The sequence below is a fragment of the Streptomyces sp. NPDC052910 genome (assembly GCF_055585605.1).
In genome coordinates this window covers 204,169-224,376 of sequence record NZ_JBVJJR010000006.1, presented here as the reverse complement: position 1 = coordinate 224,376, position 20,208 = coordinate 204,169, and the positions used below count along the sequence as shown (strand labels likewise).

Sequence of the window (20,208 nt, the reverse complement as noted above, 5' to 3'; positions counted from 1 at the left end):
CTGCCGCCCCGGGCCTGATCGCGGTGCGCGTCACCCGGCGGACGAAGGCGGGCTATTCGTCGAGGTACCGGTGCCTGATGTCGGCGGCCGAGACGACGAGCCGACCGTCACGGACCTGCCATTCGGCTGCCCCGTCGACCTCGTGGCCGACCAGGAACAGGCCGCGGACGAGATCTCCGTCGTCGTCGGAAGCCGGTCCGTCCGCCGCCTTGGGGGTGGGCGGCCGGGCAGGTCGTCCCGCTTGGGTGCGCGGCCCGGAGGCCCCCGCAGGGCCGGCGACGCGGCCGGGCCCGGTCACAGTTCCGCCTCAAGAGGCAGTCGGCGCAGGCCCGGGATGTGGTCGTCCAGTTCGCCGGGCTCGAAGCGGCACATGCCGAGGACGTGCCAGAACTCGCCGCTGACGTCGCCGTCGGACTTGTAGCCGCCGGACGGGGAGAGGGCGGCCCAGCCGCCGGGGACGCCGAGGAGGGTGGCGCGGGCCGTGGGGGTGCCCTCGGTGGGGACGGTCCACAGGCGTACGGTGCCGTCTTCGGCGCCGCTGGCGAGCGTCGTGCCGTCGGGGGCGAAGGCCAGGGTGAGGATCCGGCCGCGGTGGCCGGTCAGGCGGGCGGTCTCGGTGCCGGTGAGGGGGTCCCAGAGCCGGATGGTCCGGTCGTCGCCGGCGGTGGCGAGCAGGGAGCGGTGCGGGTGGGCGGCGGCGGTCCACAGACGGCCCGTGTGGCCGCGCAGTCGTCTGTGCGGGCGGCCGTCGCGCCACACGATGGCCTGGCCGTCCCAGGAGGCGCTGGCGAGCCAGGCGTCGTCGGCGCCGTGCACGACGGCGTACACGCGGTCGGTGTGTCCGGTGAGCTCGGCGGTGAGACGGTTGCGGTCGAGGTCCCACAGGCGGACGTGGGAGTCGTCGCAGCCGGTGGCGAGGGTCGAGCCGTCGGAGGTGAAGGACAGGGACCGCACCCGGCCGCGGTGGTCGGCGAGGGTCATGGCCTGGGCGCCGGTGCTGCGGTACCAGAGGCGGACGGTGTCGTCGTCGTTGGCGGTGGCGAGGAGCTCGCCGTCGGCGCTGAACGCCTCGGCCCACACGTGGTCGGTCTCGGCGTCGATCTCGCGCTGGTACTCGCCGGTGAGGGAGTTCCACAGGTAGACGTCGCCGTCGCTGCTGGTGGTGGCCAGGACCGGGGCGCCGGGGGCGAAGACGGCGGAGACCAGCCGGTCGTTGTGGCCGGTGACCTCGCGCACCATGCGGCCGGTGGCGGTGTGCCACAGCCGGACGACGCCGTCGTTGCCGCAGGCGGCCAGGTGGGCGCCGTCGGTGTCGAAGGCCAGGCCGGCGACCTTCCGGCCGTGGCCGCGCAGGATGCGGCGGCCGTGACCGGTGGAGGTGTCCCACAGCCGGACGGAGCCTTCGTTGCCCGCCGAGACCAGCAGCGCTCCCGCGCCCTCCGGGCCGGTGGTGCCCCGCGGCCGGAACCGGCAGGCCCACACCGAGCCCTGGTGGTCGTCCGGCTGCCGGCGCAGCGCGGTCACGGACCAGTCGGCGGCCTGGCGGCCGACGCGCCAGAGGCGGATGGCGCCGTCGCTGTCGCCGGCGGCGAGCATGGTGCCCTCGGGGTCGAACACCACCTGGTACACCGCTCCACGTCCGGGCGCGGTGGCGGCGGCGCGGGTGCCGTCCCGCGGGTCCCACAGCAGGACGTTGCCCGCGGTGTCGCCGCTGGCCAGCAGCGCGCCGCCCGGGTGGAAGTCGAGGGTGTAGACGCGTCCGGCGTGACCGGTGAGGGTGTGCAGCAGCCGTCGTCCGGCGACGTCCCAGACGCGGACCGTCCCCCGGTCGTCGCGGCCCTTGTCACCGGTGGCCAGCAGCGTGCCGTCGGGGCTGAACGTCACCCGGAAGACCGCGCCCTGGTGGCCTTCCAGTTCACCGGCGAGCCGCCCGGTGCGGGTGTCCCAGAGGCGGACGGCCGCGTCGGCGTCGCCGGTGGCCAGCAGGGTGCCGTCGGGGCCGAACGACGCGGTGTAGACGGGGGCTCGGTGGCCGGTGAGCCGGTGCAGGGCGGTGCCGGCGACGGCGTCCCACAGCGTGACGGTGCCGTCGGCGTCGCCGGTGGCCAGGCGGGTGCCGGAGCGGTCGAGGGAGACGGGCCACACGCCGCCGGGGTGGACGTCGAGCCGGTGCCGGCAGGCGCCGGAGACGGGATCCCAGAGGCGTACGGTGCCGTCGGCGCCGCCCGTGGCGAGCACCTGGCCGCGGAACTTCACCGCGTAGACACGCCCTTCGTGGCCGTGGAGGGTGCGCAGGGCTTGACCGGTGGCGGCGTCGCACACCAGGACCCCGCCGTCGTCGCCGCCGAGGGCCAGGAGTTCGCCGCCGGGGCTGAAGGAGACGGGTTCGGGCAGCCGGCTGGTCCGCATGTCGAAGCCGTAGGGGACGCCGACGGCGGCGGGCCGCAGGCCCGTCTCGGCGGTCAGGCCGGGGGCGATGGCGGCCATCCGGAGCTCGGGGGTGTCGAGGGTGGCGGGGTCGGTGACGGCGTTGACGAGGGCGGCCCGCCGCCAGTTGCCGCCGGTGACGCGGACACCGCTCAGGCCGGTGCCGATGAGCCGGGCGCGGCGCAGGTCGGCGCCGCGCAGGTCCGCGCCGCCGAGATCGGCGCCGTCCAGCCGGGCGCCGCACAACCGGGCGTCACGCAGCACCGCGCCGGAGAAGTCGGTGCCCACGAGGGAGGCGCCGGTGAGGTCGGCTCCGGTGAGGTCGACGCCGGAGAAGTCGCGGTAGGAGAGGTCCTCGCCGGCGAGCAGGGCGCCGCGCAGGTCGGTGTGGGCGGGGACGCGGAGGCGGGTGAGGATCTTCACGGCGTTGGCGCGGGCGGCTTCGGCGCCGGCGGGCGGGGGCGCACCGCGACCACCGCGACTGTCGGGGCCGTCGGGGCCGTCGGGACCGTCCGAGCCATCGGGACCGCCGGGACCGGCCGAGCCGTCGGGACGGCCGGGCTCGGGGTCCCGGGCGAGGACCTCCTCGGCCCAGCGCTGGCAGGCACGGTGGTCGGCGAGGTCGCAGAGGAACTCCACGGCGAGGCGGCTCAGCGGCCGCCTGGTCAGCAGTGTGTCGCCGCCGCGGCCGGCGCCGAGCCGGGTGGCGGCCTCGCGCGCGACCAGCCATTCGGCGACGGACCCGTGGATGAAGCGGAAGAGCCCGTCGTCGGTGCGGACGAGGAGACTGCCGGAGCCGACGGCGTGGGCCGCGTGAGGCACTGACATCCGGGACTCGGCCAGCTCGGTGAGGGTTTCGGCGACGTCGTTGAGCTCGTCGAGCCGCAGCGCGCTCGTCCCGGCCTCCCACAGCCGCAGGGCCAGGGTGGTGACCGCCTGCCAGAGCTGGTCGAGGGAGAGGCCCGGGACGGCGCCGGGACCGCCCTGGCCACGCCGCTCCTCGTGCCGCAGCCAGGAGGTGAAGACCTCCTCGTACAGTCCGGCGGGGCTCAGGGCGCGGCCGGCGCCGGCGACGGCGCGCAGCCGTTCGTGGTCCAGGTCGGCGACGAAGCTGAGGAGACGGGGGTTGCGGCAGAGGGCGAGCAGGTCGGGGATGCTCTCCAGGAGCCGCAGGCGGCGGTCGGCGGCGCGCTCGTCGCCGTAGCGGTTGACGAGGTAGGACCGGATCTGCCGGCCGGAGAACTCCTGGACGGCCAGGACCCGGCGCTGCGGCAGCAGGCCGACGCGTTCGCCGAGGGCGGTGAGGACCTGGGCCTGGGAGTGGAAGTGCTGGGTCCGGCTGCTGACGACGATCTTGGCGTTGTCGACGGCGGCGTCCAGGAGGACCTGGAGGTGGTCGGCGGCGCGGTCGTAGCTGACCTGGTTCACGAGTTCGTCGAAGCCGTCGAAGAGCAGGACGACGCGGCCCCGGCGCAGCATGTAGCGGAACGCCCGCAGGTCGATGGTGTCCACCCCGTGGCCGGCGAGGTGGGCGGCGACCAGGCCGTCGAGGGTGTGGGCCTTGTCCAGACCGCTGAGCTGGATCAGCAGCGGCGTGAGGTGCGGCAGTTCCTCGGGCAGCCGCCGGGCCAGCTCGTGCAGGGCGAAGGTCTTGCCGTGCCCGAAGTCGCCGAGGACGAGGACGAAGCGGCCGTGGTCGGCCTCCAGCAGCCGCAGCAGGTCGTCGACGAGCCCGTCACGCTCGGGGGCACCGGCGCGTTCGAGCTCGCGGTAGCGCTGGGGGAGGTAGAGGGCGGGCTGGTACTGGGGGTCGGCGGCCAGCCGCTCGGTCTGGGCGGCGACGTAGTCGCGCAGGTCCAGCAGGCCCTGGAACTCGGTGAAACTGCGGACCAGCACCCCTCGGCGGCGGGCGCGGTCGCGCAGGGCGCGGGCGGGCGGCGGGCCGTCGTGGACGAGTTCGGCGTCGGGCTCGGGGCCGGCGGCGTGCACCTGGTCGACGAAGCGGTCGATGTCCTCCGCGGCCGGGGTGCCGGCGTGGACGGCGACGCGCTGCTGGCGGACGAAGCCGGCCTCGGTCCAGGTGACGAGGAAGCCGGGCGGGTCGCCGGGGAGGTCACGCAACTGGACGCCCTCGTGGCGGATGCGGCAGACCTCGGCGACGCGGGCCAGCAGGGTGTCGCGGGGGCCCTCGGCGGTACGGGGCTCGGGACCGGCCGTGCCGGGGCCGTCACCGGGCGGGGCCGCGGGGCCGGCGCCGGCAGGTTCGGGCGCGGTGGGCGGAGGGCCGAAGACGCGGTGGGCGCGGGGCCAGGCGGCGGTGTAGCGGCGGGGGCCGCCGTGGGCCTTCTCCGGCCAGTGGACCAGGCCGTCGGAGGTGATCTGCAGCAACTGGTGCCGGCCGGGCGCGGCGGCACCGAAGACGGGCAGGTCGCGGCCGGCCAGGGGCAGCAGACCGGCGGTGGGGGTGGCCCCGGTGCGCGGCGCGTCGGCCGGACCGTGCAGCAGGCAGTGCAGCCGGGGAGCGGTGAGGCGGGCGAGGACGTCGGTGTCGCGCAGGGGCGGCGTGCCGGGGCCGTGCCGGCCCGCGCCACCGGGGGTGACACCGGGGAGCCGGGCGGGCGACGCGCCGGAGGGCGCTCCGCCGGGCGTGCCGTCCGGGCCGGTCGGGGGCCGCAGGGTGAGCGGACGCAGGCCCTCGGGCGCGTGGCGCACGGCGCCCAGGCGCAGCCACCCCTCCTGCTCGTAGCGGCGCAGGGCCTCGGCGAACCAGGCGGCCTGTTCGGCGCCGAGCCGGCCGTACTGGTCGTCGGGCCGGTGGCTGTATGCCATGGAGGAGTTCAGGCCCGCGACGACGGTGTGCAGGGCGGGCACGGGAAACAGCGTCCAGGGCTGGTCGCCGTCGAAGACGGCGTCGAGGCCCTGGTAGAGCTCGTGGAACAGCCGGGCGTAGTGCCGCCACTTCGGCCAGTAGGGCGGCCGGGGCTGCATCTCGTCGGCCTCGCAGGTGCTGAAGTAGGCGCGGCAGGCGGCCTGGCTGACGTCCTGGCCGCCGGGGACGAGCACGAGCCGGTCGGCGGCCAGCCCGAGCCGGGAGCGCAGGCCGGTGAGGAAGGTGAGGGCCTGGTCGCACTCGCGGGGGCTGCCGGAGGCGGTGAGGTCGCCGGTGACGACGAGCAGGTCGGGGGCGGGGGCGCCGGCGTCGGTGAGCTCCACGAGGTCGCCCCGGAGGGTGGCCTGGAGCTCGGCGGGATCGGCGCCGCGGCCGAAACCGGGACCGGCCACGTGGAGAACGGTGACGTCCTCGCGGAGCCGGCCGCCCTCGCCGGTCGGCGGGTAGGCCGGCGCGGTGGCCGGGCGGTGCCGGCCGGCCCAGCCCGGGCTGCCGGGACCCCGGCCGCGGGGCGGGGGCACGGCGTCGGGCGGCGCCACGGCGGGCGCGCCGGACGACTGCCCCGGGAAGCCCGGCCGCCGGTCGGGGCGGGCACGGCCGTCGAGCGCGTGGCCGACGCGGGTGAGGAGCCGGGAGCGGGCGGCCGTGGCGTCGTGGACGCCCACCAGATCGACGTAGGTGAGGGTGGCCAGCAGGCCCCCGACGGGGATGTCCTCGACGCGGACGGTGATGAGCTTGCGTTCGGGGGCGTCGGGATCGGCCCGGAGGGCGGCCTGCCACTCCATCCTTCCGTAACGGGAGCGCTCGTAGTTGCTGGAGAGGACGGCGATGACGGCCGCGGACTCGCTGACCCCGCGGTCCATGAAGTCGACGAAGTTGGTCCCGGGGACGAAGTCCCAGGCCTGGAGCACGATGCGGTAACCCGCGTCCTCCAGTGTCCACGCTATCCACGCGGCCCACCGCTCGTCGGCCGGGGAGTAGCTGATGAAGAAGTCCAACGGCCGTCGTTCCGGCCCGACATGGGGATCTTCCTGGCGTGCCACCATGCGTCCATCCTAGGAAGCGGGGTCACACCCGGTCACCGTCTTCGCGGGAATGCTGTGCGATGCTCGTGGCGTGCGTGCCTTCATACAGCTCTTCGGACGTCTCCATGTACTGGACCGGCTCGCCGGTGGGATCCTCGTCTGCGGACTGCTCTTCCTCGCCACCGGCCTGCTGCCGGCGGCGTCGGCCGGACACGCGATGGCCCGCATCGGGCCGCTGCTGGCCTTCCTGGGCACGGTGATCGTGATGGCGGAACTCACCAGCCGGGCCGGGGTGTTCGACGTGGTGGCCACGGCGATGGCCCGGGCGGGGCGCGGCAGCTACGCGCTGCTGTTCCTGTGGTGCGTGGGGTTCGCCGCGCTCACCACCATCACCCTCAACCTCGACACGACGGCGGTGCTCCTGACCCCGGTGATGCTGGCCCTGGCGTCCCGGGTGGGCATCGCCGCGGTGCCGCTGGTGATGACGACGGTGTGGCTGGCCAACACGGCCAGCCTGCTGCTCCCGGTGTCCAACCTGACGAACCTGCTGGCCGCGGACCGGGTGGCGCTCTCCCCCGCGGGGATGGCCGCGCGCATGTGGGCGCCCCAGGTGGCGTCGCTGCTGGTGACGATGGGCTGCCTGTGGCTGTTCTTCTGGCGGCGGGACCGCCGGGGCGAGGACTGCTACCGGCCGCCCGAGCACCGCAGGCCCGACGACCCGGTGCTGTTCCGGGTCTGCGCGGTGGCCTGCGCGGGGTTCCTGGTGGCGATCCTGGTGGACGTCGTGCCGTTGTGGGTGGCGTCGGCGGCGGCCGCCGCGGTGGCGGTGGCGGCCTTCGCGGTCCGGCAACGGGAAGAGCTCCGGTTGTCCTTGGTGCCCTGGCGGCTGCTGGTGCTGGTGCCGGGGCTGTTCCTGGTGGTGGAGACGGTGGACGCGAACGGCCTCCACCGGTTGCTCGCCTCGGCGGTCGGCACGGACGACGGTCTGCTGGGCATGGTGCGCGCGGCGGGGGTCGGCGGCGGACTGTCGAACGTCCTCAACAACCTGCCGGTGTACCTGGCCGGGGAATCCGCCGTGCCGCAGGGCAACCACGAGCAGTTGCTGGCCCTGCTCATCGGCACCAACGTCGGCCCGTTGATCACCCCATGGGCCTCGCTGGCCACCCTGCTGTGGTTCGAGCGGTGCCACGCCCGAGGCGTAAGGGTGCCCCTGCGCCGGTTCATGGGCACGGGCGCGGTGCTGGCGGTGGGGGCGGTGGCGGCATCGGTGGGGGCGTTGGCTTTGACGGGGTGACGAGGTGACGGGGTGACGGGGATACGGGGTGGTGGGGATACGGGGTGGTGGGGTCAGGGAGAACGGGGGAGGGAGGACGGGGGACGGGACGGGCGGGGGTGCCCGGTGGGCGTACGGCAGTCGCCGACGGCCCCGACGGGCCGTCGACGTGCTCCCGTCGGCCGGGCAGCGCGTTCGGCCTTGCGACCCGGCCCGCTCTCAGCTCGTCACCTCCTTCGGGCGCGACCAGGCCCATGCGACCAGGCCCACGCGACCAGGCTCACCCGGCGCAACGCTTGTCCCGACCGCGCCCACTCCCGCACCGTTCCGACCCCGGCACCGCACTCACCCCGGCACCACGCTCAGCGGCCGTACGGACGCGACCAAGCCGAGGAGATACGGGATGTCCCCGGCGCGCCCGGCGACGAAGCTGCGGTCCGTGTCCGGCCCCTCCGCGTCGCCGCGGAAGTCGCCCCCGTCCAGGGCCCGCACCTCCAGCCCCGCCTCGGCGGCCAGCAGCAGACCGGCGGGCAGGTCGACGCCCTCCGCCCGGTAGCCGACGAAACCGTCGATGTCGCCGCGGGCCAGCATGGCCCAGGCCAGCAGCGGCGCCCACAACTGCAACAGCCGCCGACAGTGATCCTCCAGCGCCCCCTTCAGCGCACGGGCCACGGGGTCCTTGCGCGGCACGGTGTGCCCCTGCGTCCAGGCGAGCAGGGGGCCGGCGGCGGACAGCGGACGGGACGGGCCGGTGAGCCGGCCGCCGGGGCCGTACGCGCCGCCGCCGGCGTGGGCCGTCCACGTCCGGTCGGTGACCGGGTCGTGCACGACGCCCACCACGGGCCGCCCGCCGACGCACAGGGCGATGCCCACCCCGTAGGCGGGCAGCCCGATCGCCACGTTGTTGCTGCCGTCCAGGGGATCCACCAGCCAGGTGCGGCGCGACGGCCCGGCGGCGGAACCGGAGGCAGGGAGGACCCCCGCCTCCTCGGAGAGGATCCGGTCCCGAGGGAAGCGCTCGCGGAGGCGGGCGATCACCAGACGTTCGGCCATCAGGTCCAGGTCGGTCACCACGTCGCCGAGGCCGTCCTTGGCCCGGACGCCCCAGTCGCCCGCGAAGCGGGAGCTCAGCAGCGCCCCGGCCTCCCGCGCGGCCCCCACGGCCACCGCGAGTTCCTCGGCGTAACGGCCGCCCACGGCGGGCTCGCCGCCGTTCGTCCTGTCGTCACCGGGAAGGACGCTCATCCAGCCTCCTAAGGGCGCTCATCCAGCCTCCTGAGGACGGCGCGCGCCGCGTCGGCGGTCCGCGCGGCGTCGCATGTCTGTCGTACCACCCGATGGAGCGTGCCGTGCACCGGTCCGAGGGTGAGGTCGCACCGCCCCGGCAGGACGCGCCCCATCAGGAGCGTGGCGGCCGTGACGCCCGGCGGGACGACGGTGGCGTGGAACTCGCCGGCGGGCAGGGTGTAGATCTGGCCGCCGCCGCTGGTCTCCCGGGGGCCCTCCGACCATCGCACCAGCCGTGCCGTCGGCCGGATCTCGTCGACGGAACCGGCGCCACTGCGCACCTCGAACACGCGGTGCGTGGGATCGTCGGGCCGTTCGTGCACCCGCGCCCGCATATTGCCCACCTCCCCGTACAGCACAAAGCTGGTCAGATCCCAGCTATGCGCGTGGACGGGCGAGGTGGTGAGGGGGTTCCCGGCGCGGCGTGGGGCGTCCTCGAAGACGTGGACGCAGACACCGCGGTCCTCTTCGCGCCGCACGGGCAGGCACAGGAAGCCCAGAGGGTGGCGTACGGCGCGCGGTCCACCGCGCCCCGAGGCCACGTCGTGGAGGGCCGCGGCGGCCGCGTCGTACAGTTCGGCGACGTCACCGCCGCCGGCCATGATCTGTTCGATCCTCGAGCAGTCCACGGGGCCGATCACTCGCGACCTCACCTCCGGTAAGGGTTCTCCGCGTGCAGGGCCTTGTCGATGATCTCGCCGATGTCGCCGTCGGTGAAGGACGCCGGGAGCGGCAGCCCCAGGCCCTCGAAGAGCCGCCGCACCTCGTCGATGGTCGGCTCGTCGCCGAGCGGCTCGGTGCGGGCGAGGTCGAGGGTGCGGGCCTGCTCGCGGGCCTGGCGGAGCTCGGTTTCGTAGTAGGCGTAGAGCGGGCGGTCCCGTCGCACCAGCAGGTTGTCGCGCTGGGGGTCGTCCTGAGTGATGATCAGGCAGGACGAGGACATGTCGAACCGCAGGGTCGGCGCCACCGAGGACAGGTGGACGTCTATCTCCAGGGTGTCCAGCCGCTGCCGGTACCAGCAGGCGGCGAGCACCGTGGCGAAGGACTCTTTGCGGGTCCGCTCCGTGGTCCAGGTGTCGGGCCGCGCCGGGTCGAGCCGCTGGGTGAAGTTGCGGCGGAAACGGGCGTAGGCCGCGCACACCTGTTCGTCGGCCGGGTCGACGATGTCTATCTTCATGCTCAGCGAACGGCGCAACTGACGCGCCTTCCGCACGCACACCGGCAATGTCACCGCGCGCAGGTAGGTGCCCGTTCCGCCCTTGAAGATCCAGCGGTCGGTGTCGCTCCGAGCCTCGCTCAGGGCCTGCTCCAGCGCGTCGCCCGAGACCGTGCGCACCATGGCGAGGTCCTCGAGCGTCTGCCGGGTACCGCTCATGGCCTCGCGGATATCCTGGACCCGCCGCCGCCGCTCGGTGAGCGTGCCGAACACCAGCGCGGCGAGGACCAGCAGGATCGCCCCCGACGTGATGTTCGCGTCGACCTTCTGGTCCAGGATGTCCAGCGTGCCGATGACGAGCGCCGCCGCCATGGCGACGACCCCGTCGATGCGTCTGAGCGTCCAGGCGACGGCCCGTTCGAGCCCCCGCCCCACGTCCGATGTCCTCCGCCCCATGACCCGGCCTCCCCCCGTGGTACGGCCATCGTAGGAGCGGGGTGTGACAGGCAGCCAGGAAGAGGAGCGCGGAAGGTGCTTTCCTCGCCACTGGCACTTGCGGGGCCTCGCCGCTCGCCGGGTACGCCGGTGCGAGTCCGGCCGGGAAGGCGCGGGGTGTGTGCCGTCGTGTGAGGTGAGACGGGGCGTGGCGTGCGGCTGTGAAGAACCGAGGCGGTGGGGGCCGGAATTGTGGGGATTCAGGCTGTGGAAAAACGTTTCTCCACAGTCGAACGCATTTTCGCTGTGATCGTGTCTATCGTCGGTGTCCGTTCCACCACTCGGAGAACGCACTCAGGGGGCACCATCATGGACACTCTGCGGCACCTCGCCGCTCACCTGGCGCTCGACCTCGCGGCCGTCAGCCTGCTGGTCTTCCGCGTCTATCATCCGCGGCACGGGCGCCGCGAGCTGGTCCCGGCGCTGCTGGCGCTGAACGTCGGTCTGTTCACCGTCGTCCAGGTCCTCGCCGGGGCGGGCGGGGGTCACGGGGGGACGTCGCTGGGGCTGGGGCTCTTCGGCGTGCTGTCCCTCGTCAGGCTCCGGTCGGACGCCGTGCAGCAGGAGGAGGTCGCCTACTACTTCACGGCGGTGGTCCTCGGTCTGCTGTGCGCGCTGCCCCACCTCTCGGTGCCGGCGGCCGCGGGGCTGAGCGCCGTCCTGCTGCTCGTCGTGCACGTGGCCGACCATCCGCGGCTCCTGACCGGATCCCGTCGGGCCCTCGTCACCCTCGACACCGCGTACGGCGACCCGGCCGCCCTGCGGGCCGACCTCGCCCGACGGCTGGGGGAGCCCCTGCGCTGGACGGTGGTCAACGTCGACTACGTCCGCGACCTGACCGTCGTCGACGTGCGGTACCGCGAGGCCCGGCAGGAGCTGCCCGGCTCGTACGCGCACCGCGCGGTGGGCGCCGGGGAGGCGCTGTGAGCACCGTCGGAGCGCTGTGCGCGGAGCCGTCCGCCGTCCGCGGCCTCCGGACCGCCGCCCGGGCCGCCGCGCCCCTCTCCCTCGCCGAACTCAACGAGCGGGCCGGTCTCCTCACCCGCTTCGACCGCACCTACCTGGTGCCCGCGGAGGTCTTCCTGCGGCTGGCGGAACGGCTGACGGACCCCCGGCGCCCCGGTGGCCCCTTCCGGGCCCTGACGATCGACGGCCGGCGCGCCTTCCGCTACCACTCCGTCTACTACGACACCCCGGGCCTCCGCTCCTTCCACGACCACCGCCAGGGCCGCAGGATCCGGTTCAAGATCCGTGAGCGGGTGTACCAGGACTCGGGGGAGCGGCAGTTCGAAATCAAGCTGAAGGGGCGGCGCGGCTCGACCGTGAAACACCGCAGCGCCCTGACGGGCGGCGCGACCCCGCTCGACGCCCGCCACCGCTCCTTCCTGGCGGGCACGTTGCGCCGCGCCTACGGCATCGCCCCTCCCGCCGTACTGGTCCCGTCGCTCACCACGGACTACCTGCGCACCACCCTGGTGGCGGACGGCGAACGCGTCACCTGCGACGCCGGCCTGGTCTGCGGCGATCCGCGGACGGGCCGGGCCGTGCGCTGCGACACGGACCTGGTCCTCGTCGAGACCAAGTCGGCGGGCCGTCTGACCGACGCGGACCGGCTGCTGCACGGGTACGGGGAGCGCCCGGCGGCCTTCACCAAGTACTGCGGCGCGCTCGCGGTCCTGCGGCCGAACCTGCCCGCCAACCAGTGGCGCCGGGCGGCGCGGCGAGCGTTCGGCGAGACGTGGGTCCTGGCGGACGGGGGTGAGGCGTGGGCTCCGGTGGACGGAGGCGAGGCGTGGGCTCCGGCGGGCGGAGGTGAGACGTGGACCCGGGCGGACGGAGGAAGGTGGTGAGCTCGGGAGGGGGCGGCAGGCGCGCGCCGACGGGACGTGCCGACCCGGCGGTATCGCGTCGGGCCCGGTACGGGCGCCGCGGGATCAGCGCGTCGCGTCGCGAGCGGACTGGTGGCCGGCGGCGGTGAGGACGCTGGAGAGGAGGCCGGGGAACAGGGCGTCGAGATCGTCGAGGCGCAGGCCCGTCATCTTGGCGGTGCCCCGGTAGCACTGGCGGATCACGCCGCTTTCCCGCAGGACACGGAAGTGGTGCGTCGTGGTCGACTTGGTGACCGGCAGCTCGATGGAGGAGCAGTTCACCTCGGCCTGCGCCGCGGCGAGCCGGCGGACGACCAGCAGCCGCACGGGGTCGGCGAGAGCGTGCAGCACCGCTTCGAGGCGGATCTCCTCCCGCGTGGGGTGGGGAAGAACCCGCGGGCTGGTGGTGGGCGTCACGGTGGCTCCGGTTCCTCGGGGAGCTCCATGGTACGAGAAGCATCGTAGTTTGACAGGTCTCGTAGTACGGAAGGTATCGTACAAGCGTCGTGCCGCCGGCCGTCGGGCCGGACGCCAGCCGCTGCGAATGGAGTCCCCGTGAGCGCCCTCTTCGAGCCCCGCACCCTGCGGTCGCTGACCATCCCCAACCGCGTCTGGATGGCCCCGATGTGCCAGTACAGCGCCGAGCCGACCGGCCCTCGGGCGGGTGTGGCGCGGGACTGGCACTTCGCCCACTACGCGGCCCGCGCCGCGGGCGGCACGGGCCTGATCCTCCAGGAGGCGACCGCGGTCTCCCCCGAGGGCCGGATCAGCCCGTACGACCTCGGCATCTGGAACGACACCCAGGTCGCGTCGCTGCGCCGGATCACCGACTTCCTCAAGAGCCAGGGCACGGTCCCGGGCATCCAGATAGCCCACGCGGGACGCAAGGCGTCGACGGAGCGGCCGTGGAAGGGCGGCGGCCCGGTCGGCTCGGACGGGCACGGCTGGCGGCCCGCAGGCCCGAGCCCGCTCGCGTTCGACGAGGGCTATCCGGCCCCCGAAGAGCTGACCAAGGATCAGATCGCGGCCCTGGTCGGAAAGTTCGCGGACGCCGCGCGCCGCGCTCTGGACGCCGGCTTCCAGGTGGTCGAGATCCACGGCGCCCACGGTTACCTCATCGGCGAGTTCCTCTCCCCGCACAGCAACCACCGCACCGACGAGTACGGCGGCTCCTTCGAGAACCGCACCCGCTTCGCGCTGGAGGTCGTCGACGTGGTGCGCGCGGTGTGGCCTGGGGAACTGCCGCTGTTCTTCCGGATCTCCGCCACCGACTGGCTGGAGGACGAGCCCGGCTGGACGGCTGACGAGACCGTACGCTTCGCCGCCCTGCTCAAGGACCACGGCGTGGACCTGCTGGACGTGTCGACCGGCGGCGTCGCCCCGCGCGTCCGGATCCCCGTCGAGCCCGGCTACCAGGTGCCTTTCGCGGCACGGGTGAAGAACGAGACCGGCCTGCCGGTCGCCGCGGTCGGCCTCATCACGGAGGCCCGCCAGGCCGAGAAGATCCTCGCCAACGGCGAGGCGGACGCGGTGCTGCTGGGCCGCGAACTGCTGCGCAACCCCTTCTGGGCCCGGCACGCGGCACGGGAACTCGGTGGCGACGTCCACATTCCCCCGCAGTACCACCGCTCGGTGTGACGTCGGGGACGCCGGTCGGCGGCCGGTGCTCGCTCCGGTCACGGGTGCTGTGCCGCGCCGGCCGTGGGGACGGCGAGACGGGCGATGCCCGCGCCGGCCGGGGCGGAGGCCGTGCGAGGCGCCCGGCGACGGGGTGCGGCGGTGGCCCGGGCGGCACCCGTCGATGAGCGGGCGCGCCGACGGCGCCCGGGGCGTGTGGGGCGCCGCCGGCCGCAGCGCGCGACCACCGGCCCGTCCGCCGCACCTCCATGGTCGCCGCGCGTCGGGCGGGTGGTGCTCGGTCAGGCCAGACCGGCGGATGAGCGGTGCAGGGGAGGGCGCCGGGGCGGGAAGGCGGGCGCCGCTGTGCCGGGTGCCGTCAACTTCCCGCAGGAATCGCCAGTTCCGCCGCGTACGGGGGCTGCGCTCCCGCGCGGGAGCAGGTCACTGCGGCGGCGTGGGCGGCGAAGGCGAGGGTGTCGTGCCATCGGTCGGCGTCCAGTGCCGGGGCCGGGACGAGCGCGCCGTGTCCGTCGAGCCGGTGCAGCAGCGCGGCGTTGACCGTGTCGCCGGCTCCGATGGTGTCCACGACGGCCACCTTCTCGCCGGGAACGGAGAGTTCGAGGCCGTCCCGGGTGAGAACGGTCAGACCCGCGCCGCCCCGGGTGAGGACCACGGCGTACGGGCCGGCCGCGAGCCAGGCGCGGACGGCGGTCGCCGGGTCGGCGGGGCCGGCCAGCCAGGCCGCGTCCTCCTCCGAGAGCTTGAGCAGGGTGACGTACGGCAGCCAGGAGCGGAAGCGGGCCCGGTAGGCGTCGGCGTCGGGGATCAGACCCGGCCGGACGTTGGGGTCCAGGGCGGTGAAGAGGCCGTCGTCCGACGCGCGGCGCATCAGCTCCTCGTACGCCGAGGCGCCCGGTTCCAGGACGAGGGAGCAGGTGCCGAACGAGACCGCGCGCGCCGCCGTCGGGAGTGTGTCCGGGGCCTGGAAGAGGCGGTCGGCGGCACCTTCCACGTGGAAGGAGTAGACCGCGGAGCCGTCGGCGTCGATGTGGGCCACCGCGAGCGTGGTGGGTTCGGGGCCGCGCTGTACGAGCGAGACGTCCACCCCGTCCGCCGCCAGCCCGCTCAGCAGCGCCTCGCCGAAGTGGTCGGTGGACAGGCGGGAGCAGAACGTGGTGGGGGAGCCGAGGCGGGCCAGCGCCACGGCGGTGTTGTAGGGGCCGCCGCCGCGCTTGGGCCGCAGAGCGGGCAGTTCGGCGGCGCTTGTGCCCGTGCCCGCGCCCGTGCCCGGGACGTCGGGGCGCCGCCCGGCCGGGGCCCCCTCACTCGCCGTCTTCCCGGCGACGAGCTCTTCGGGAACGAGGTCGATCAGGGCTTCCCCGGCGACGATGATCACGGTGAGGGGCCTTTCGGTACGGGTGGTGAGGGGGTACGTCCGGCGGCGCGGTGGTGGTGAGGTGAGGGAGCCGGTCGGGGGAGTCGCAGAGAGCGGCGCGTACCGCCTCGCGCGGGTGGCCGGGCGCACCGGGCGGCTCCGCACCGGATGGTTTCGTCGGTAACCCGGAAGAGACGGTGACGCGGAAGAGACGGTGACGTTTCGTCGAGGACCCGGAGGGGACGGCGACGCGGAACGGACGACGGTACGGAGACCCCGGCATGCGCACCGGGCCGCATCCGCCTTCCCCACCATCTCCCGAGCCTCCCCGTCCCCCGTGGCGCGGCGTCGCGCCTGTCCCCATTATGTGAGGGTGCCGATCGGAGCACCGTGGCGGCCAGGGGCGCCGTGCGGTTTGCCCCGCGCCGACGGCGGTTAGGGAACTCCCGCGCCCTGTGCGGCGCCGCGCGGCCCGGCCCGCCCCCGCGGCCCCACGGGCAGGGGCCGGGGGAGTGCGTCGGCCGAAGAACGACGATGCCGGGACAGCGAACGACCGGGACAGCGAATGACCGGAACAGGGAATGCCCGGGGCGAGGACATGACCGGGATGAGCACATGACCGGGACGGCGGCGGAGACCGGACTCGCCGGAGGGCACCTCACGCCCCAGCCGTTGCGGCAGTACGCCCTGCTGGCCGACGGCGAGCGCGGCGTCCTCGTCGGCCCCCGCGGTGAGTACGCCTGGATGTGCGCCCCGCGGTGGGACTCGGACGCCGTCTTCTCCACCCTGGTCGGCGGGACCGGCGTCTACCTGGTCACTCCGGCGGGGCGGTGCGTCTGGGGAGGCTACTACGAGGAGGGGACGCTCATCTGGCGCAGCCGCTGGGTCACCGACGACGGCATCGTCGAGTGCCGCGAGGCCCTCGCCTTCCCCGGCGATCCGCACCGGGCCGTCCTCCTCCGGCGGATCATGCCCTGCCGGAACGCCGCCGCCCGGATGTCCGTCGCGCTCGAACCGTGCGCGGCCTTCGGCCGGCACCCGCTGCGGGACTTCTCCCGCCGGGCCCCCGGCGTGTGGACCGGACGCGCCGGGGACCTCCGGCTGCGCTGGTCCGGCCGGTTCCCCGATCCGCGGCCGGCGGACGCCCGGGGCCGGCGGCTGGTGGCCGACCTGACGGTCGAGGCCGGGGCCTCTCTCGACCTCGTCCTGGAAATCGGCGACCGGCCGCTGCCCGGCCGCCCGCCCGACCCCGACGTCCTGTGGCGGGCCACCGAGGAGGCGTGGCACGCCACTGTCCCGTCACTCGACGGAACGGTCGCCCGGGCTGACGCCCGCCGGGCGTACACCGTCCTGCGCGGCCTCACCGGCGCGTCCGGCGGCATGGTCGCCTCGGCCACGACCAGCCTCCCCGAGCGCGCCGAGGAAGGCCGCAATTACGACTACCGCTACGTGTGGATCCGCGACCAGTGCTACGCGGGCCAGGCCGTCGCCACCGCCGGCGACACGGCGTTGCTCGACGACGCGGTCCGGTTCGTCACCGCCCGCCTGCACGAGGACGGGCCCCGCATGGCCCCCGCCTACACCGTGGAGGGGCACCCCATCCCCGACGAACGCGAGCTCGACCTCCCGGGCTACCCCGGCGGCTTCGACCGCGTCGGCAACAAGGTCAGCGGCCAGTTCCAGCTCGACGTCTTCGGGGAGTCCCTCCTCCTGCTGGGCACGGCCGCGCGGCACGGCAGGCTGGACGCCGACGGGTGGCACGCGGCCGTCATCGCGGCGGACACCATCGCCAGGCGCCACCACGAACCGGACGCCGGGGTGTGGGAACTCCCCCCGCGCCGCTGGGCGCACAGCCGGCTGGCATGCGCGGCGGGCCTGCGGCGCGTCGCCGCCACCGGCGCGGCCGGCGGACGCGCGGCCGAGTGGAGCGCGCTCGCCGACCGCCTGGTCGCCGACACCGCCGCCCGCTGCCTCCACCCGTCCGGCCGCTGGCAGCGTTCCCCCGAGGACCCCGGCCTGGACGGCGCCCTGCTGCTGCCCCCGCTCCGCGGCGCCGTCCCCGCCGACGACCCCCGCACCCGCGCCACCCTGCGCGCCTACGTCGACGACCTCACCGAGGACCACTACGCCTACCGTTTCCGCCACGGGAAGCAGCCCCTGGAGACGGCCGAGGGAGCCTTCCTCCTCTGTGGCTTCGTCACCGCCCTGGCCGAGCACCAGCAGGGCCACGAGGTGTCCGCTTTCCGCTGGTTCGAACGCAACCGTGCCGCCTGCGGCCCCGCCGGCCTCTATTCGGAGGAGTACGACGTCGCCCAGCGCCAGCTCCGCGGCAACCTGCCCCAGGCCTTCGTCCACGCCCTGATGCTGGAGTGCGCGGCGCGCCTCGGGAGGCCGTGGGAGGAGGGGTAGGAAGGACGGGGGCGCCCCGGCCCCTCCCCGGAAGCCCCACAAGACCCCCCGGAAGCCCCCAAGCCCCCTCCCGGAAGAGGGCACCTCCCGGTTTCGCCACACGGATCCGTGGCACCCGCGACATACCGCCGGTGACCGCGAACGGCGGCGCCGACGGTGGCGACCGAGGCGGACGGGAGGAACGGAGGCACGGCATGGCGGCGAGTACGGGGTCCGGAGGCGGGCTGCCGTGGGACGGGCCGTGGCCCGATGCGGCGGGTCGGATCTGGAAGGACGTGTCCGGGCTGGTGCGCGCGGAGGCCGGAGGACCCGACGGCCCGCTGACCACGGCGATCGGCCGGGCGCGCGTCGCCGGGACCGCGATGGCCCTGAGCGGTGCGCTCGGCGCCCTTTCCCTCGTCTCCGCCCACCAGGCTCTTCTGCGGGCCACCGAGCGGGTCCTGCCGCCGTCCCGCGCGGCCTTGGCCTTGGCAGCCGGATACGCCGGTGCCGCCGTCGGCCTCACCCGCCTGCGGCGCGCCGCCTCCCGCGCGGCCCGGCAGTCGTCCGTGGAGGCCGCCGAGCGGGTCCTGACCGAACTGGCCGAATCGGGCGTCTGACAGGCCGCCAGGGACGCCGCGCCCGGCCCGAGACTGCGGCTGGTCCGAGACCACGCCTGGCCCGAGACTGCACCTGGTCCGAGACCGGGCCCGGCCCGAGTCCCTGCCTGCCTGGGACTCCGCGCCCGCCCGGGACGACGCGTCCGCCGCGGGTTCTGCGCCCGCCCGCTCTTGTGCTCGCCTGACCTTGCGCCCGCCTGCTCTTGCGCTCGCCGGGCCGTCGCGTCCGCCGGAGGCTCGGCGCCGTCCGGGACTCCGTGCCCGTCCGGGACTCCGCGCCCGTCCGGGAACGCGCACTCGCGAGCCCGCCTCGCGACTCTGAGCCGGTCCGGACTCCGCGCCCGCCCGGGAACGAGCACTCGCGGGCCCGCCTCGCGACTCTGAGCCCGTCCGGACTCCGTGCCCCTCCGGGAACGAGCACTCGCGCTTCTGGCCGCCCAGCGACTCTGAGCCCGTCCGGGACTCCGCGCCCGCCCCGGGCTCCACTCCCGCCCGGCGGCCGTCAGGCCTGCCCGGGACCCCCCGCCCGGAACCTCGCCCGCCCCCGCCCGGATCCCCGCGCGCCCTCGCCCGGGGTGAGGCACCGGCGAGCGAACAGGGTCTCCCGGCCCATGCCCCGACCATCCCGAAGAGGGAGCATGGAAGGGAGCCGGCGACGTCGCCGGACACCGGCCGGAAGGGAGACCCCGTGACAGCGGCATCCATTCTGGACGACGAGCGCGTGCGCGAACTCGTCGGCGCGGCCGCGGCCGCCCCTTCCATGCACAACGCGCAGCCCTGGCGGTTCCGGTACGCCCGGGGCAGCGGTGCGTTCCGGCTGCACGCCGACGCCGGTCGTGGCATGCCGCACAGCGACCCGGACGGCCGCGCGCTGCACATCGGCTGCGGAGCCGCCCTGTTCAACCTGAGAGTGGCCCTCGCCCGGGCCGGTCACCACGCCGACGTCACGCTCCTGCCCGAGCCGGACGACCCCACCCTGCTGGCGCTCGTGCGCCCGGCCCCCTCCGGCGACGCGGACGGGCCGATCGGAACGGAACGCCCGGTCGGACCGGACGCCGCGCCGGCGGCCCTGGCACCGGCCATCCCGCTGCGGCACACGAGCCGCCACCCCTTCCTGGACAAACCGGTGCCCGACGGAATCCGCGCCGCACTCGCCGACGCCGCGCGCGAGGAGGGCGCCGTACTCTCCTTCCCCGAGTCCTGGCAGGCCAGTTGGATCACGGAACTCGCCGACGAGGCCGAGGCGCGCAACCGGGCCGACCCGGACCGCGAACGCGACCTCGCCCGGTGGACGCGTACCGGCGACGGAGAGGAGGCGGAAAACGCGGCCGACGGCGTCCCGGAACACGCCTTCGGGCCGCGCCGGCACGCCGGGCACGCCCCGACGCGGGACTTCTCCGGCGGCCGGCCGGTCCCGGGCCGCGGCGCGGCGGTCTTCGAGGACACTCCGCACCTCGCCGTACTGACCACCGAGAACGACCGCCCGGCGGACTGGCTGCGTGCCGGACAGGCCACGGAGCGGGTCCTGCTCGTCGCCACCCTCGAAGGTCTGGCCACTTCCTTCGCCACCCAGGCACTCGAATGGCCCGACCTGCGGTGGCCGCTCCGCGACCCCCTCACCGGCACCGGATCCACGCAGATGATCCTGCGGCTCGGCTACGGCCCCCGGGGCACCGCGACGCGACGTCGCCCGGTCGACGACATCTTGGAGTTCGACGACTGACGAGGCGTCACGACCATCCGCCAGGACCGGTCCGCGCGACACGTCACCGCCCGGGCGCCGC

At 75.0% G+C, this 20,208-nt stretch carries 14 protein-coding genes; 7 read left to right on the top strand and 7 right to left on the bottom strand.

Annotated features, from left to right (window positions below):
• Positions 1-52: 52 nt before the first annotated feature.
• On the bottom strand, positions 53-298 hold the full coding sequence (locus ACZ6X9_RS22770; protein ID WP_469779821.1) for a hypothetical protein: 246 nt from the start codon (positions 296-298) through the stop codon (positions 53-55).
• Positions 295-6,363, bottom strand: a complete 6,069-nt coding sequence (locus tag ACZ6X9_RS22765; RefSeq protein WP_469779820.1) for a WD40 domain-containing protein — start codon at positions 6,361-6,363, stop codon at positions 295-297. The genes ACZ6X9_RS22770 and ACZ6X9_RS22765 overlap by 4 nt, the downstream gene beginning before the upstream one ends.
• 70 nt (positions 6,364-6,433) lie before the next feature.
• Here ACZ6X9_RS22765 and ACZ6X9_RS22760 point away from each other — a divergent pair, with 70 nt between their 5' ends.
• Positions 6,434-7,636: an ArsB/NhaD family transporter gene (locus ACZ6X9_RS22760; protein WP_469779819.1), complete on the top strand. Its 1,203-nt coding sequence runs from the start codon at positions 6,434-6,436 to the stop codon at positions 7,634-7,636.
• Positions 7,637-7,960: 324 nt separating this feature from the next.
• On the opposite strand, the gene ACZ6X9_RS22755 is transcribed toward ACZ6X9_RS22760, so the two are convergent.
• From ACZ6X9_RS22755 to ACZ6X9_RS22745, 3 genes are read right to left on the bottom strand one after another with little or no spacing between them, the layout of a single operon-like run.
• Positions 7,961-8,860, bottom strand: a complete 900-nt coding sequence (locus ACZ6X9_RS22755; protein ID WP_469779818.1) for an inositol monophosphatase family protein — start codon at positions 8,858-8,860, stop codon at positions 7,961-7,963.
• A gap of 8 nt (positions 8,861-8,868) precedes the next feature.
• Positions 8,869-9,543 carry a hypothetical protein gene (locus tag ACZ6X9_RS22750; RefSeq protein WP_469779817.1) on the bottom strand — a complete coding sequence of 225 codons (675 nt, stop codon included), beginning with the start codon at positions 9,541-9,543 and terminating at the stop codon, positions 8,869-8,871.
• Between the two features lie 8 nt (positions 9,544-9,551).
• The gene (locus ACZ6X9_RS22745) at positions 9,552-10,514 is read right to left on the bottom strand and encodes a hypothetical protein (RefSeq protein ID WP_469779816.1); all 963 of its coding nucleotides are present in this window, start codon (positions 10,512-10,514) and stop codon (positions 9,552-9,554) included.
• A 348-nt stretch (positions 10,515-10,862) separates the two neighbouring features.
• Here ACZ6X9_RS22745 and ACZ6X9_RS22740 point away from each other — a divergent pair, with 348 nt between their 5' ends.
• Together ACZ6X9_RS22740 and ACZ6X9_RS22735 are read left to right on the top strand one after the other, a co-directional pair.
• Positions 10,863-11,480, top strand: coding sequence for a DUF4956 domain-containing protein (locus ACZ6X9_RS22740; protein ID WP_469779815.1), 618 nt, complete (start codon positions 10,863-10,865; stop codon positions 11,478-11,480).
• Positions 11,477-12,403, top strand: a complete 927-nt coding sequence (locus ACZ6X9_RS22735) for a polyphosphate polymerase domain-containing protein (RefSeq protein ID WP_469779814.1) — start codon at positions 11,477-11,479, stop codon at positions 12,401-12,403. Before ACZ6X9_RS22740 ends, ACZ6X9_RS22735 begins: the two co-directional genes overlap by 4 nt.
• 84 nt (positions 12,404-12,487) lie before the next feature.
• Here the strand turns inward: ACZ6X9_RS22735 and ACZ6X9_RS22730 are convergent, their stop codons facing one another.
• Positions 12,488-12,838 (bottom strand): ArsR/SmtB family transcription factor, encoded by a 351-nt coding sequence (locus ACZ6X9_RS22730; protein ID WP_469779813.1) that lies wholly within the window; start codon positions 12,836-12,838, stop codon positions 12,488-12,490.
• A gap of 138 nt (positions 12,839-12,976) precedes the next feature.
• On the opposite strand from ACZ6X9_RS22730, the gene ACZ6X9_RS22725 reads away from it, so the two are divergent.
• Positions 12,977-14,059, top strand: a complete 1,083-nt coding sequence (locus ACZ6X9_RS22725) for an NADH:flavin oxidoreductase/NADH oxidase (protein WP_469779812.1) — start codon at positions 12,977-12,979, stop codon at positions 14,057-14,059.
• Positions 14,060-14,417: 358 nt separating this feature from the next.
• On the opposite strand, the gene ACZ6X9_RS22720 is transcribed toward ACZ6X9_RS22725, so the two are convergent.
• A complete protein-coding gene (locus ACZ6X9_RS22720; protein WP_469779811.1) occupies positions 14,418-15,437 on the bottom strand; it encodes a carbohydrate kinase family protein in 1,020 nt (339 codons plus the stop codon).
• Between the two features lie 594 nt (positions 15,438-16,031).
• Between ACZ6X9_RS22720 and ACZ6X9_RS22715 the strand changes: the two genes are divergently transcribed.
• The 3 genes from ACZ6X9_RS22715 to ACZ6X9_RS22705 all read left to right on the top strand — a co-directional run bounded on the left by ACZ6X9_RS22715 (position 16,032) and on the right by ACZ6X9_RS22705 (position 20,147).
• Entirely contained in the window at positions 16,032-17,825 is a 1,794-nt protein-coding gene (locus ACZ6X9_RS22715) for a glycoside hydrolase family 15 protein (protein WP_469779810.1), read from the top strand.
• A 194-nt stretch (positions 17,826-18,019) separates the two neighbouring features.
• Positions 18,020-18,424: a phage holin family protein gene (locus tag ACZ6X9_RS22710; protein ID WP_469779809.1), complete on the top strand. Its 405-nt coding sequence runs from the start codon at positions 18,020-18,022 to the stop codon at positions 18,422-18,424.
• Between the two features lie 688 nt (positions 18,425-19,112).
• On the top strand, positions 19,113-20,147 hold the full coding sequence (locus ACZ6X9_RS22705) for an Acg family FMN-binding oxidoreductase (protein WP_469779808.1): 1,035 nt from the start codon (positions 19,113-19,115) through the stop codon (positions 20,145-20,147).
• Positions 20,148-20,208: the final 61 nt, after the last annotated feature.